Annotated in this window: 11 protein-coding genes; 8 read left to right on the forward strand and 3 right to left on the reverse strand. The window is 72.7% G+C overall.

Translation table 11 applies throughout. The features are described 5' to 3' along the window. Positions 1-40 precede the first annotated feature (40 nt). The gene (locus tag KVF89_RS26400) at positions 41-1,258 is read right to left on the reverse strand and encodes a glycoside hydrolase domain-containing protein (RefSeq protein ID WP_257430113.1); all 1,218 of its coding nucleotides are present in this window, start codon (positions 1,256-1,258) and stop codon (positions 41-43) included. A 123-nt stretch (positions 1,259-1,381) separates the two neighbouring features. On the opposite strand from KVF89_RS26400, the gene KVF89_RS26405 reads away from it, so the two are divergent. Both KVF89_RS26405 and purL read left to right on the forward strand, forming a co-directional pair. Beyond that, positions 1,382-2,821 (forward strand): serine/threonine-protein kinase, encoded by a 1,440-nt coding sequence (locus tag KVF89_RS26405; protein WP_257430114.1) that lies wholly within the window; start codon positions 1,382-1,384, stop codon positions 2,819-2,821. Between the two features lie 43 nt (positions 2,822-2,864). Then, positions 2,865-5,138 (forward strand): phosphoribosylformylglycinamidine synthase subunit PurL, encoded by a 2,274-nt coding sequence (gene purL, locus KVF89_RS26410; protein WP_257430115.1) that lies wholly within the window; start codon positions 2,865-2,867, stop codon positions 5,136-5,138. Positions 5,139-5,183: 45 nt separating this feature from the next. Here purL and KVF89_RS26415 read toward each other — a convergent pair whose 3' ends face one another. Continuing rightward, complete coding sequence (locus KVF89_RS26415) at positions 5,184-6,227, reverse strand: hypothetical protein (RefSeq protein WP_257430116.1); 1,044 nt, start codon at positions 6,225-6,227, stop codon at positions 5,184-5,186. Between the two features lie 174 nt (positions 6,228-6,401). Here KVF89_RS26415 and KVF89_RS26420 point away from each other — a divergent pair, with 174 nt between their 5' ends. The 6 genes from KVF89_RS26420 to KVF89_RS26445 all read left to right on the forward strand — a co-directional run bounded on the left by KVF89_RS26420 (position 6,402) and on the right by KVF89_RS26445 (position 12,735). Continuing rightward, the gene (locus KVF89_RS26420; RefSeq protein WP_257430117.1) at positions 6,402-6,761 is read left to right on the forward strand and encodes a sterol carrier family protein; all 360 of its coding nucleotides are present in this window, start codon (positions 6,402-6,404) and stop codon (positions 6,759-6,761) included. Positions 6,762-6,861: 100 nt separating this feature from the next. Then, entirely contained in the window at positions 6,862-8,214 is a 1,353-nt protein-coding gene (locus KVF89_RS26425; RefSeq protein ID WP_257430118.1) for a dipeptidase, read from the forward strand. 63 nt (positions 8,215-8,277) lie between these two features. Continuing rightward, entirely contained in the window at positions 8,278-9,672 is a 1,395-nt protein-coding gene (locus KVF89_RS26430; protein ID WP_257430119.1) for an FAD/NAD(P)-binding protein, read from the forward strand. A gap of 25 nt (positions 9,673-9,697) precedes the next feature. After that, entirely contained in the window at positions 9,698-11,167 is a 1,470-nt protein-coding gene (purF, locus tag KVF89_RS26435; protein ID WP_257430120.1) for an amidophosphoribosyltransferase, read from the forward strand. A gap of 169 nt (positions 11,168-11,336) precedes the next feature. After that, on the forward strand, positions 11,337-12,398 hold the full coding sequence (gene purM, locus KVF89_RS26440) for a phosphoribosylformylglycinamidine cyclo-ligase (protein WP_257430121.1): 1,062 nt from the start codon (positions 11,337-11,339) through the stop codon (positions 12,396-12,398). 154 nt (positions 12,399-12,552) lie between these two features. Beyond that, on the forward strand, positions 12,553-12,735 hold the full coding sequence (locus KVF89_RS26445) for a DUF3073 domain-containing protein (RefSeq protein ID WP_257430122.1): 183 nt from the start codon (positions 12,553-12,555) through the stop codon (positions 12,733-12,735). A 348-nt stretch (positions 12,736-13,083) separates the two neighbouring features. Here the strand turns inward: KVF89_RS26445 and KVF89_RS26450 are convergent, their stop codons facing one another. Next, positions 13,084-14,214, reverse strand: coding sequence for an MFS transporter (locus KVF89_RS26450; protein WP_257430123.1), 1,131 nt, complete (start codon positions 14,212-14,214; stop codon positions 13,084-13,086). Between the last annotated feature and the right edge of the window lie 41 nt (positions 14,215-14,255).

Consider the following 14,255-nt stretch of genomic DNA (forward strand, 5'->3'; position numbering starts at 1 on the left):
TCAACGGGTCAGATGTGACGACTCAACCCCAGCCGGCTCACTAGGAAGCGCCGCCGGCCAGCAGCGAGGCCCAGTTCTTCTTGGTCCACTTGTCCTTGACCTTCTGGCCGGCGCGGGCCTGCCAGCCGTGGATGCCGGCCTTCAGCTTCTTGTTGTACTTCTTCGACATCTTGCCCGGGTAGAGGCTCTGCTCCTGGAGCAGGCACTTGAGCGCGCGGACCTGCTTGGGCTTGGCCTTGCTCGGGGTGATCTTCTTGTAGTTGGCCAGGTTGACCTTGACGCCGCCGCACCGGAGCGGGCTCCCGTTGCCCAGCTCGAGGTAGTTGCTGTCGATGTTGATGGTGACGCCGCCCCAGGTCTCGTTGTGGCCGCCCCGGTACTGCTTCATCCGGTTGCCGGGCCGCCAGCCGTCCTCGGCGATGTAGCTGGTGGAGGTGTTCGCGACGTTGTCCCAGCGGGCGATCCAGATCCGGTCCGGGAGGACGACGTCGGCCCGGCCCTGCTGGCGCGCGTCGTCGAGGATCTTGATGCCCGAGCCGGCGCTGGAGTAGACCCCCGACACGTAGCCGAGCTGACGGATCCGGGCGGTCCAGCCGCTCAGGAAGGCGAGGGACGACTCGCGGCAGGTCGCGTCCTTGTAGTTGCTCCAGCCCTCGAGGTCGTACCACAGCGAGCTGCCGGGGACGATCCCCAGCGCCTGGGCGGCGGCCACGGCGCTGTCCGCCTCGGCCGTGCCCTGGGCGCGGGCGGCCTGGTAGCCGCCGGCGCTGGCGTTGCTGATCGTCGGGTCGATGGTGGCGCCGTAGCGGGGGAACCGGCCCACGCAGGTGGACTGCGGGCCCAGCGTGATCGGGAGGATCCGCCAGCCCTTGGCCAGCTGGGTGGACACCCACGTCGGGGTCAGGTTCTTCTGGGTCCTGCAGAACCGCGAGGCGCCGGAGATGTAGACCCCGACGGCTCGGAAGGGCGAGTGGGCCAGCCAGGCATCCATGTTCTTCTGCGACTGGGTCTCGCACTGGTCGAAGCCGTAGCCGGTGAAGTCACCGGGCGTCACCGGGTTCGTCGCGTTCGCGGCCAGGTCGACAGGCGTGTCGACGGGGGCGTCGGTCTCGGCAGCCTGGGGCGTGCCGCCGAGCGGCGTCAGCAGCGCCAGGGTCAGCAGCACGGCCAGCGCGCCGGCGGCGGCACCCGCGATCGGGACGCGGAGCCGGCGGTGGAGCCGGGGACGGGCGGACGGGGGAAAGGGCCGGGAAGGCATCGCGGACTCCAGGGGAAGGGGAAGCTTGGCGGGCGGGGAGCCGAGTCACGATAACCACAACTTTCACACGAGTAACAGGCCTCCCCGTGAACTACACATCTGTAATTCGCATACGGTGGCGGGGTGGCGCTGCAACCGGGTGACTCCTTCGGTCGGTACGACGTCACCGGACGACTCGGCCGCGGCGGCATGGGCGTGGTCCTGGCGGCGGTCCACCGCGACCTCGACCGGCCGGTCGCGCTCAAGGTCCTGGCTCCCCACCTCGTCGACGACGCGGCCTACCGCGCCCGGTTCCTGCGCGAGGCCAAGGCGCTCGCCCGGCTGGACTCCCCGAACGTCGTTCGCATCTTCGACGCCGGCGAGGAGGACGGCGCGCTCTTCATCGCGACGGAGCTGATCCCCGGCGGGGACCTCAACCAGCTGCTGCGCAACGAGGGCCCCCTGTTCCTGCCCGACGCGGTGGCGCTGGTCCGTGACCTGGCCCTCGGTCTCGGCGCGGCCCACGAGGTCGGCATCCTGCACCGCGACATCAAGCCCTCCAACGTGCTGGTCGGGCAGCAGGCGGACGGCCGGATCCGCCCGGTGCTGTGCGACTTCGGCATCGCGGCCGTCGCCGACCTCGAGCAGCTCGCCACCACCGGCGCCGTCGGGACGCCCGGCTACATGGCGCCCGAGCGGCACCAGGGCGTCGACGCGACCGTCGCCACCGACATCTACGCGCTCGGCTGCGTGCTCTGGGCGGCGCTGACGGCGCGGGCGCCGTACGAGGGGGCGACCGGTCAGGTCCTGCTCGGCCACCTCCAGGGACCGGTCCCGCAGCTGCCCGCGTCGAGCGCCGACGCCGCGGCGGTCAACGAGGTGCTCGCCGTCGCGATGGCGAAGGACCCCGCCGCCCGGTTCGGTACGACGGCCGAGCTGATCGCCGCCCTCGACGCGATCCCGCTCGACGACCCCGAGCCCACCCTGCTCGACACCGGCCCGCCGACCCGGCCGCGTCCGGCGGTCGCCGCGCCGCCCGGTCGTCCCCGGCGGGTCTCCTGGCAGACCGGACTCCTCGTCCTCGCGCTCCTCGCCCTGGTCGTCGGCGCGGCCGCCTGGGCCCTCAACCGCTCCGACCCGACGCCGTCGGCGCGCCCGAACGACCCTTCGACAGATGTCGCCGAGCCGGAGCCCGACGCGCTGCTCGCGGCCTTCCCGCGCGCTGCCGACTGCGAGGTGGTGCCCGATCCCAAGTCGGCCCGGGTGCAGGCCCGCTGGTGCCTCGACGACACGTCGTCGGTGTACTACGCCCAGTGGCGCGGCTGGGATGCCATGGACGCCAACTACCGCGACCGGGTCGAGCGGGACTACGCGTACCGTCCCGACCTGCGGTCGGCCTGGGTGGAGCTCGCCGAGGTCGACCGCGAGCACTGTCGGCGCAAGCTCGCCCTCTGGTACGACGACCGCGCGGCGCCGTACTCGGTCACGGTCTGCGCGGACAGCGACCAGGCGGTGCGCGCGGCGCTCGACGACCTCGACCTGCCGCCGGGCGACGAGGTCGCCGCCCGCAGTCCACGGGGCTGAGCCGATCAGGGCGATCGGGCCGGCCACGGATACCCTTGGGGCCGTGGCCGACACCGCTTCCGCACCTGCCCGTCCGACGCTCGACACCGTGGCCGTGGCGGCCGGTGATCCCGACCGGGAGCAGCCCTGGTCCGAGCTCGGCCTGAAGGCCGACGAGTACGACCGGATCCGCGAGATCCTGGGCCGTCGCCCCACCGGCGCGGAGCTGGCGATGTACTCGGTCATGTGGAGCGAGCACTGCTCCTACAAGTCCTCCAAGGTGCACCTCAAGCAGTTCGGCGAGCTCGCCCAGGAGACCCCGATCGGCCCGATGCTCGCCGGCATCGGCGAGAACGCCGGCGTCATCGACATCGGCCAGGGCTACGCGGTCAGCTTCAAGGTCGAGAGCCACAACCACCCGTCGTACGTCGAGCCCTACCAGGGTGCCGCGACCGGCATCGGCGGCATCGTCCGCGACATCATCGCGATGGGCGCCCGCCCGGTCGCGGTCATGGACCCGCTGCGCTTCGGCCCGCTCGACGCCGAGGACACCCACCGCGTGCTGCCCGGGATCGTCGCGGGCGTCGGCGGCTACGGCAACTGCCTGGGGCTGCCCAACATCGGCGGCGAGGCCGTCTTCGACGAGACCTACCTCGGCAACCCGCTCGTCAACGCGCTGTGCGTCGGCGTGCTGCGCCACGAGGACCTCCACCTGGCCAAGGCGTCCGGCGCGGGCAACCTCGTCGTGCTGTACGGCGCCCGCACCGGCGGCGACGGCATCGGCGGTGTGTCGGTGCTCGCCTCCGAGACCTTCGACGCGGACGGCCCGGCCAAGCGCCCCAGCGTCCAGGTCGGCGACCCGTTCATGGAGAAGCTGCTCATCGAGTGCACCCTGGAGCTGTTCGCGGCGGGCCTGGTCGCCGGCATCCAGGACCTCGGCGGCGCCGGCCTCTCGTGCGCGACCTCCGAGCTGGCCTCCGCCGGTGACGGCGGCATGAACGTCGCTCTCGACAAGGTGCCGCTGCGCGACTCGACGCTCTCGCCCGAGGAGATCCTCATGAGCGAGAGCCAGGAGCGGATGATGGCGATCGTCGAGCCGGACGACATCGACGCCTTCCTCGCGATCACCACGAAGTGGGACGTCGAGGCGGCCGTCATCGGCGAGGTGACCGAGACCGGACGGCTGGTCATCGACTGGCACGGCGAGACGGTGGTCGACGTACCGCCGCGGACCGTCGCCCACGACGGCCCGGTCTACCAGCGCCCGTTCGCCCGCCCCGACTGGCAGGACGCGCTGCAGGCCGACGGCGCCGAGGCGCTCCCGCGCCCGAGCAGCGGCGACGAGCTGCGCGCGACCCTGCTCCGGATGGTCGCCAGCCCCAACCTCTGCGACAAGTCGTGGATCACCGACCAGTACGACCGCTACGTCCAGGGCAACACGGTCCTCGCCCAGCCCGCCGACTCCGGCATGGTGCGCATCGACGAGGAGACCCACCTCGGCGTCTCCGTCGCCACCGACTGCAACGGCCGCTTCGCCAAGCTGGACCCGTACGCCGGCGCGCAGCTCGCGCTCGCCGAGGCCTACCGCAATGTCGCCACCGGCGGCGCGCTGCCGCTGGCGGTCAGCGACTGCCTCAACTTCGGCTCGCCCGAGGACACCGACGTGATGTGGCAGTTCGCCGAGGCCTGCCGTGGCCTCAAGGACGCCTGCGCCGAGCTCGGGATCCCGGTGACCGGCGGCAACGTCAGCCTCTACAACCAGACCGGCGAGACCGCGATCCTGCCGACCCCGGTGGTAGCCGTGCTCGGTGTGATCGAGGACGTGCGCCGGCGTACCCCCTCGGCCTTCCAGGCCGCCGGTGAGCGGATCGTCCAGCTCGGCAGCACCCACGAGGAGCTCTCCGGATCCGAGTGGGCGCACGTCGTCCACGGCCACCTCGGCGGTCGCCCGCCCGCGGTCAACCTCGCCAACGAGCACAATCTCGCCCTGGCCCTGCGCGACCTGGTCGGTGTCGCCACCAGCGCCCACGACCTGTCCGACGGCGGCCTCGCCCAGGCCCTCGCCGAGGCCGCGATGGTCAGCGGCGTCGGCGCCCGGGTGGAGCTGCCGGGCGACGCCTTCGTCGACCTCTTCGCCGAGTCCGCGGCCCGGGCGGTCGTCACCGTTCCGGCCGACAGCGTCGACGAGCTGATGACGATCGCGGCCCGCCACGGCGTGCCCGCCGTCGAGCTCGGCAGCACGGGCGGCGACGCGCTGGTCGTGGAGGGCCGGTTCGAGGTACCGCTCGCCGAGCTGCGCGAGGCGTGGAGCGGCACGCTGCCGAACGCCCTCGGCTGAAGGACGACGCGATCCTGGCCGCGCCGTCGTGCGGCCGGCCCGGCGCTACGGCAGCCGGGTCCGGTCGGTCACCGTCAGCTTGATCTGCTCCGGAGCGTCGATCGTGCCCCAGGTCGAGGTGCGCCCGAGCTCGTAGCGCTGCTTGACCACGAGGTTGCGCGGGGCGTCCTCGCCGACATCGAACAGCACGTGGAACACCGCGCTGCAGTTCTGGTTGGCGATGTCGGGGCAGGTGCCCCGGCCGGCGTCGCGGATGACCTGCACGGCCTTCGACCCGCCGAGGGTGAAGGCGCCGTCGACGGTCCCGGGGTAGTAGATCGCCCCGGCGCTGAGATCGGTCGTGGCCTCGTCCCACCGGCCGAACGCCGTCTCGACGGTGGTGGCCAGCCAGGTGCGCCCGTCCGCCGCCCAGTCGTCGCCGGCGTACGGCAGCAGGACCGGTGGCGTCATGGTGCAGGTGAACGCGAGCTCGCTGACCGTGAGGGTGCGGTTCGGCCGGGCGGTGCCGCCGCAGGGGACCGCCTCGGTGGGTGCCGGGTCGAGCTCGTAGAGGGGCGCGGCGGCGCCGGCGTCCACCTCGCCCGTCGTCAGATCGGCGGTCTGGGTCACGCCGTCGAACTCCACCTTCAGCTCGGGGTCGTCTCCCGACCCGCTGACGGTGACGAAGAAGGCCTCCGCCCCCTCGGTCGAGACCTCCGGCGGGGGGATCCGGTAGGACGCCCCGTCGACGACCAGGTCGACCACCGGCGTCGCTGTCGTCTCCAGGTAGCGGGCGTAGGCGCCGAGCGAGGTGGTGTCGTACTGCCAGCTCACCGGCATGAACACCTCGCCGTCGGTCGCGGTCAGCTGCTCGAGCTGACGGGTGTCGTCGGCGGAGATCTCCCGGACCGGCTTCCCGACGGTGACCAGGAGGTCGCCGATCGGCAGCGCCACGGTCGTCTCGCTCCCGCTGTCGGCGATCCGCGCGTCGGGGCGGGCCGGGACCACGTCGCCGGCCGCGACACCGGCCGAGTCGCCGCCGCACGCGGCGAGGGCGGGCGTGAGCAGGAGGAGGCCGAGCGCAGCCGCGGAGCAACGACGAAGGAGCATGGGCCCCATTGTGGTGGCCGCGGCCCGGTGCCGGGCGCAGACGTCCGGAATGACCGCCCACCTGAGCGGGTCGGCCGCGGGCGGTCGATAGGCTGCGGCTCATGGGGATGAGGTGCACGCACTGACCGGGAAGGCCGCGGTCCCTCCCCTCCCGCCGCCCGCGGGAGGCGGGTGATGCCGGCCCGGCTCCGCCCCGCCGCCGCCGAGGATGTCGCCGCCGCCCTGGCCCGGGTGGCCGCCGGCGCCGCCGAGCGCGCGGACCTGCGGCTGTTGACCAAGCACTTCCTCGCCCTCCTCGAGACCCGTGCACCCGGACGGTCCGTCGAGGTGCGGGTGCCGCCGTACGCCGCCGTGCAGGTCGTCGAGGGCGTCCGGCACACCCGCGGCACCCCGCCGGCCGTGATCGAGACCGACGCCGCGACCTGGATCGCGCTCGCCACCGGGCGGCTCGCGTGGCCCGACGCCGTGGACGCCGGGCAGGTCCGGGCCAGCGGCGAGCGGACCGACCTGGCGCCGTACCTGCCGCTGGGGTAGGGGTCGGTCCCCGAGAGGGCCGCCGCGACCGCCGCGACCGTCGTGGCCCGAGGGGCCGCGAAGGTGCCATGCCTCGATCGTGCCCCCTAGGTTTGGGGGCATGACCGGACCTGTCTCCACCACCGACCTGCGTACGCGCCTCGCCGAGATCCTCCCGGCTGTCCGATCGGACCTCGAGGCCCTCGTCCGCATCCAGTCCGTCAGCGCCGACCCCGACCGCCTCGACCAGGTCGAGGTGAGCGCCCGGGCGACCGCCGACCTGTTCGCCGCGGAGGGCGTCGACGTGCGGATCGTGCGCGCCTTCGACGGCGCGCCGCCCGCCGTGATCGGCGAGAGGAAGGGCCCCGAGGGCGCGCCCACGGTCCTCCTCTACGCCCACCACGACGTGCAGCCCGAGAACGACCACGCCGAGTGGGACAGCCCGCCGTGGGAGCCGACCGAGCGCGACGGGCGGCTCTACGGCCGCGGCGCCGCCGACGACAAGGCCGGCATCATGACCCACGTCGCGGCGCTGCGTCTGCTCGGCGACGACCTGCCCGTCACGGTCCGCCTGTTCATCGAGGGCGAGGAGGAGGTCGCGAGCGCGACCCTCCCGCAGCTGTTGGAGAAGTACGTCGAGGAGCTGCGCTCCGACGTCATCGTGATCGCCGACTCCGGCAACTGGGACATCGGCGTCCCGGCGCTGACCACGAGCCTGCGCGGCCTGGTCCGCGTCAACGTCGAGGTCCGCACCCTCACCCACGCCGTCCACCAGGGCATGTGGGGCGGTCTGGTCCCCGACGCGCTCATCACCCTGTCCCGCCTGATCGCCTCGCTGCACGACGACGCGGGCAACCTGGTCGTCGCGGGCCTGCACTCCGGCCCCGCCGCCGACGTGGACTACCCCGAGGAGCGGCTGCGCGCCGAGTCCGGAGTCGCGTCCGGTGTCGAGTGGATGGGCTCGGGCCCGGCCGTCGAGCGGCTGTGGACCCAGCCGGCGCTGTCGGTGATCGGTCTCGACGCGCCGAAGGTGGACGGCTCGTCCAACACGCTCATCCCGGCTGCCCGGGCCCGCCTCGCGCTGCGCACCGCCCCTGGCGAGACCTCCGCGAACGCCCTCAACTGCCTGCGCGCCCACCTCGAGCAGCACGTCCCGTGGGGTGCCCACCTCACGGTCGAGGTCGTCGACACCGGCGAGCCGATCGCGCTCGACGTCAACGGCCCGGCGTACGACGCCGCGCGGGCCGCGTTCACCGAGGCGTGGGACGGCACCGCGCCGGTCGACATGGGTGTCGGCGGCTCGATCCCGTTCATCGCGGAGTTCCTCGAGAGCTTCCCCGCCGCGTCGGTGCTCGTGACCGGCGTCGAGGACCCCGACACCCGCGCCCACGGCCCCAACGAGGGGCTGCACCTGGCGGAGTTCGAGAAGGTCCTGCTCGCCGAGGCGCTGCTGCTGCGCAATCTCGGCGCCTGAGTCGCGGGGGGTGGCGGTGAACCCGCGCCCCTCAAAGTAGAGTGATACGCTAGACTAACTCGCATGACGGCGACGAGCACCACGACGGCCCCCCGAACGAGGACCCGGGTGGCGGTGATCGGCGGGGGTGCCAGCGGCGTGCTCACCGCGATCAACCTGCTGGTGCGCAGCGACGACCCCGGGCTCGAGGTCGTGGTCCACGAGGCCAGCGGGATCGTCGGGCGCGGGGTGGCGTACGGCACCAACGACCAGCGGCACCTGCTCAACGTCCGGGCGCGTCACATGAGCGCGTTCCCGGACGCCCCGTCCGACCTGCTCGACTGGGCGCTGCGCACCGGCCGCAGCAGCGACCCGCAGGGCTTCCTGCCGCGTGCCGACTACGCGATCTACCTGCAGGACCGGCTCGCCGACGTCGCCGACGACCGGCTCCGGATCCGCGCCGGCCGGGTGCTCGACGTCCGGCCCTCCGGCTCCGGCTTCGAGATCGTCACCGAGCGGGCTACCTCGAGTGCCGACGCCGTCGTGCTCTGCCACGGGAACCAACCGCCCCGTCCGCTCGCCACGGCGGACGGGGCGGTTCTGCCCGACGCGGCGTGGCACGTCGCCAACCCGTGGGAGCTGGCCCGCCTGCGCACCCTCCCGGCCGATGCCCGGGTCGTCGTGGTCGGCACCGGCCTGACCGGCATCGACACCGCCATCACCCTGCTCGAGGACGGCCCGGAGCGGCACGTCACGCTGGTCAGCCGGAACGGGCTGCTGCCCAAGCCGCACGTCGGGCAGGCCCACACCGCCTGGGTCACCAAGGTCCCCGACGACGCCGTGACCGCCGATGCGATCGCGGCCGCGGTCGCCGAGGAGTGCCGGGCCGCCGACGAGCGCGGCGTCAGCTGGCGTGCCGTCGTCGACGGTCTCCGCCCGCTCACCCAGGAGCTGTGGCGCCGGCTCCCCGTCGCCGAGCGGCGCCGCTTCCTCGACGTCCACGCCCGCGACTGGGAGGTCCGCCGGCACCGGATGGCGCCCGAGGTCGCGCTGCGTGTCCAGTCCTACCGGTACGACGACCGGCTGGTCGTGCACACCGGCAGCCTGCACGCCGTCGAGGACCTCGGCGAGCGCTGTCGGGTCACCACCGCGCCCGGCCGCCCCCCGGTCGAGGTGGACGCCGTCGTCAACTGCACCGGCCCCCTCGCCGACGTCCGTCGCAGCACCGATCCGCTCCTGCGTGCCCTCGTCGCCCGCGGCACGGTGGTCCCCGACCCGCTCGCGCTGGGGATCGACGCCACCGTCGACGGCGCGGTCCGGGGGACCGGCGGTCGGGTGGTCGACGGCCTGTTCGTGGTCGGCCCGCCGCGCAAGGGCACGCTGTGGGAGTCGACCGCCATCCCCGAGATCCGGGCCCAGGCCGCGCAGGTCGCGAGTGCCGTCGTCGAGCGGGTATCTCGTCAGGTCGTCGCGAACTGAACGATCGGGAGTTCGGCCGGTAGGCTTGCGCAACGTGTGCGGAGTCTTCGGTGTATGGGCCCCGGGTGAGGACGTCGCGAAGCTGACGTACTTCGGCCTCTACTCGCTGCAGCACCGCGGGCAGGAGTCCGCGGGCATCTCGGTGAGCAACGGTCGTCAGATCCTCGTCTACAAGGACATGGGCCTCGTCTCCCAGGTCTTCGACGAGAACACCCTGGAGTCCTTCGCGGGCCATCTCGCCGTCGGCCACTGCCGCTACTCGACGACCGGCGCGAGCACCTGGCAGAACGCGCAGCCGACCTTCCGGCCGACGGCGGACGGCTCGATCGCGCTCGGCCACAACGGCAACCTGATCAACACCGCTCAGCTCGCGGAGATGGTGCAGGCGCTGCCGAGCGACGACGGCGAGCTCGACATCCACGCCCGCAACCTCGAGTCGTCCACCAACGACACCAGCCTGGTCACGGCGCTCCTCGCGCACCACCCCGACCAGTCGCTGGAGACGCGCGCGCTGGAGCTGCTGCCCCAGGTCAACGGTGCCTTCTCGTTCGTCTTCATGAACGAGAACACGCTGTACGCCGCCCGCGACCCCGAGGGCATCCGACCCCTCGTGCTGGGCCGGCTCGAGCGGGGCTGGGTCGTCGCGAGCGAGGACGCCGCGCTCGCCACCACCGGCGCCAGTGTCGTGCGCGAGGTCGAGCCGGGCGAGCTCATCGTCATCGACGAGGACGGCCTGCGCTCCCACAAGTTCGCCGAGCCGCGCCGCAAGGGCTGCGTGTTCGAGTACGTCTACCTCGCCCGCCCCGACGCCACCATCGCCCACCGCAGCGTCCACGAGGCCCGGGTCGAGATGGGCCGCCAGCTCGCCCGCGAGTTCCCGGTCGAGGCCGACCTCGTCATCCCCGTGCCCGAGTCCGGCACGCCGGCCGCGTCGGGCTACGCGCTCGAGAGCGGCATCCCGTTCGGCCAGGGCTTCGTGAAGAACGCCTACGTCGGTCGCACCTTCATCCAGCCCAGCCAGACCCTGCGCCAGCTCGGCATCCGGCTCAAGCTCAACGCGCTCGAGCACATGATCCGCGGCAAGCGGATCGTCGTGGTCGACGACTCCATCGTGCGCGGCAACACCCAGCGCGCCCAGGTCCGGATGCTGCGCGAGGCCGGGGCGACCGAGGTCCACGTCCGGATCTCCTCGCCGCCGGTGAAGTGGCCGTGCTTCTACGGCATCGACTTCGCCACCCGTGCCGAGCTGATCGCCAACGGCCTCGAGGTCGACGAGATCGCCGCGTCCGTCGGTGCCGACAGCCTCGGCTACATCTCGCTCGAGGGCATGGTCCAGGCGACCGGCCAGCAGCAGTCGAGCCTGTGCACCGCCTGCTTCACCGGCGACTACCCGATCGAGCTGCCCGATGAGAGCCTGCTCGGCAAGCACCTCCTGGAGGCGACGCTCAAGCCGAGCACGCACGGCGAGGCGCTTCCTGTCTTCAACAATCCATAATGGGCCGAGCGTGTCGCCCGATCGAGGACGCCGCACGGTCCTCGCTTCGCTCGCACCGCGGACGCCCTCGATGCGCTTCGCGCGGCGCGCCACGCTGCCGGCCACGCGGTCGAGGCGGTCCGGATCCACAACTTTTGCTGGCGGCAACATCGCAGATTAAGGAATTGCAATGACTGACAACGCCTATGCCCGTGCCGGCGTCGACATCGAGGCCGCGGACCGCGCCGTCGACCTGATGAAGGAGTGGGTCGAGAAGGCCCGCCGGCCCGAGATGCTCGGCGGTCTGGGCGGCTTCGCCGGTCTCTTCGACGCGACCGCGCTGACGTCGTACAAGCGGCCGCTGCTCGCGACCTCGACCGACGGCGTGGGCACCAAGGTCGCCGTCGCGCAGCTGATGGACAAGCACGACACGATCGGCTTCGACCTCGTCGGCATGGTCGTCGACGACCTCGTCGTGTGCGGTGCCGAGCCGCTCTTCATGACCGACTACATCGCGACCGGCAAGGTCGTGCCCGAGCGGATCGCCGCGATCGTCAAGGGCATCGCCGAGGCGTGCGTCGAGGCCGGCTGCGCGCTGGTCGGCGGCGAGACCGCCGAGCACCCCGGCCTGCTCGCGCCCGACGAGTACGACGTCGCCGGCGCCACCACCGGTGTCGTCGAGGCCGACGCCCTGCTCGGGCCGGGTCGGGTCCGGCCGGGTGACGTCGTGGTCGCGATGGCCGCCAGCGGCCTGCATTCCAACGGCTACTCCCTGGCTCGCCACGTGTTCTTCACGCAGGCCGGCTGGACCGTCGACCGCCACGTGGAGGAGTTCGGCCGCACCCTGGGCGAGGAGCTCCTCGAGCCGACCCGGCTCTACACGAAGCCCTGTCTCGCGATCGCCCGCGAGACCCAGACGCACGCGATGGCCCACGTCACCGGCGGCGGCCTCGCCAACAACCTCGCGCGGGTCATGCCGCCCGAGCTGAAGGCGACCCTCGACCGCGCGACCTGGACCCCGGCCCCGGTCTTCGACGTCGTGCGCCGGGTCGGCGAGGTCCCCCAGCCCGACCTCGAGGCCACCCTCAACTGCGGCGTCGGCATGGTCGCGCTGGTGGCTCCCGACGCCGTCGAGGCGGCCGTGGCCCGTCTCGCCGACTTCGGCATCGACTCCTGGGTGGCCGGCGAGGTCGCCGTCGACCCGGAGCAGAAGGGCACCGTCGAGCTGGTGGGCCAGCACCCCGGTTGGTGACCTGCGCCTCATTCGCACTCTCCGGGAGCGGCAGAAGACATCCCGGCGTGCGGGAACAGCCACCGGCCATGTACCGTTGGACCCACGAGACTACGTATTCAGCAGTCCGGGGCCCGGAGGGCTACCGGCCAAGTGTGCGAGGGGGCTGGACCCTATGGGCCGCGGCCGTGCGAAAGCCAAGCAGACCAAGGTCGCTCGCGACCTGAAGTACCGCACTCACGAGACTGATCTCTCGGCTCTGGCCGCTGAGCTCCATGGCGAGCCCGCGACCAGCGCCGACGAGGTGGAGCCCGAAGTGCTCGACAAGTGGTCGGACTACGCCGACCGTCGCGACTGAGCTGGATGGGCCGAGCGTGTCGCTCGTTCCTCGCGACACGCTGCCGGCCGCGCAGTCGAGTTCCGTAGGTCCTGCGTCCGCGTGGCGGCAAGACGGTCGGCTCGCGGAAAGACTCGGTTCCTCCGCTCCGGTCGCTCGTTCCTCGCTCCCTGCGCTCCGTCGCCGTCGCTTCCCGCGATGACCGACGGGCGATGACCGACGGGCGATGACCGACGGGCGATGACCGACGGGCGATGACCGACGGGCGATGACCGACGGGCGATGACCGACGGGCGATGACCGACGGGCGGGTCTGCGCGGGGTGCGGCGTCGGTCGGCCTCGGCGGGCCCACCGGGCCGTCGTCGAGGTCAGGTCCGCCGCGCGAGCATGCTGGTCGCCAGCACGAGACCCGCGACGAGCACGACGGCGGAGGTGTAGCTGCCGGTGGCGGTGGCGAGCAGGGCGCCCACCGACGGGGACACGGCGATGCCGAGGGCGACAGGCAGGTTGAACCAGCCCATCACCGCGCCGAAGTTGGCGGGGCCCCATCGCTCCAGCACGCCGTCGCGCATCAGCAGCGTGTGGCTGCCCCGGACCGCGCCGGCCAGGACCGCGAGCGCGGCAAGAGGGGTGACGGGCGGCGCGAGGGCCAGCGCGAGGAGCGCCAGCGCCGCCACCAGCATGAGCCCGCGGGTGCGTGCGGGCGGGGCGCCTCGTGAGGGAAGCAGGGTGAATCCCACCCGACCGATCACCTGCCCGAGGCCGACGAGGCCGAAGATGATCGCTGCCTGCTGGTAGGTCGCACCCTTCTCGACAGCGACCGGCACCAGGTTCAAGGTGACGCCGAAGAGCGCCACCCCGGCGACCAGCATGCAGAGCTGCAGCAGGATGAACCGGGGCTGTCGGGTGGTCTCGCGCAGCCGTTGCCGGGGGACGCGCAGCTCGGCGTGCGGCACTGCCCAGGTCGTCCTCAGGCAGAGCAGCTGCAAGGGCAACGCGAGCGTGCCGTAGGCGACGGCGAGCCCGACGAACGTCGGGCGCCAGCCGAGGTCCGTGACCGCGTGGGCGACCAACGGGGCGAAGAGTACGGAGGCGGAGCCTCCGACGGCGGTGATCACGGTCATCGGCCAGGACCCGTGGTCGCCGTACCAGCGGGTGATGGCGATGAACGCCGGCGTCCACAGGCAGCCGGCCTGTGCCACCCCGACGAGCACCCAACCGAGGAGGAAGAGCGGCGCCACGGCGGTCGCCGACAGCGCCATCCCGGCGCAGCCGAGTGCGGTGCACCACGGCATCACCCGGCGCAGGTCGCCGGCGTGGTCGATCGTCCGCCCGAGCCACACGCCGGCCGCGGCCGCGGAGACCAGGCAGATCGAGTACACCAGCATCAGCAGCTCGTGCGACCAGCCCGTCGCCTCCGCGATCCGCGGTGCCGCCACCGGATAGGTGTAGTAGAGGACGCCCCAGCTGAGCAGCTCCGCGACAGCCAGAGCGGCCATCGACGTCCTTCGTCCCCGGCGCGCCGACCCTCCGGCGACCC

The organism is Nocardioides carbamazepini (genome assembly GCF_024614185.1).
Classification (GTDB): Bacteria; Actinomycetota; Actinomycetes; order Propionibacteriales; family Nocardioidaceae; genus Nocardioides; species Nocardioides carbamazepini.

Coding starts and splice junctions, on each gene's coding strand:
- KVF89_RS26425 (WP_257430118.1), top strand. CDS start 6,862: ATGACCGGACCTGTCTCCACCACCGACCTGCGTACGCGCCTCGCCGAG.
- purM (WP_257430121.1), top strand. CDS start 11,337: ATGACTGACAACGCCTATGCCCGTGCCGGCGTCGACATCGAGGCCGCG.
- KVF89_RS26450 (WP_257430123.1), bottom strand. CDS start 14,214: ATGGCCGCTCTGGCTGTCGCGGAGCTGCTCAGCTGGGGCGTCCTCTAC.
- KVF89_RS26445 (WP_257430122.1), top strand. CDS start 12,553: ATGGGCCGCGGCCGTGCGAAAGCCAAGCAGACCAAGGTCGCTCGCGAC.
- KVF89_RS26420 (WP_257430117.1), top strand. CDS start 6,402: ATGCCGGCCCGGCTCCGCCCCGCCGCCGCCGAGGATGTCGCCGCCGCC.
- KVF89_RS26415 (WP_257430116.1), bottom strand. CDS start 6,227: ATGCTCCTTCGTCGTTGCTCCGCGGCTGCGCTCGGCCTCCTCCTGCTC.
- KVF89_RS26400 (WP_257430113.1), bottom strand. CDS start 1,258: ATGCCTTCCCGGCCCTTTCCCCCGTCCGCCCGTCCCCGGCTCCACCGC.
- KVF89_RS26430 (WP_257430119.1), top strand. CDS start 8,278: ATGACGGCGACGAGCACCACGACGGCCCCCCGAACGAGGACCCGGGTG.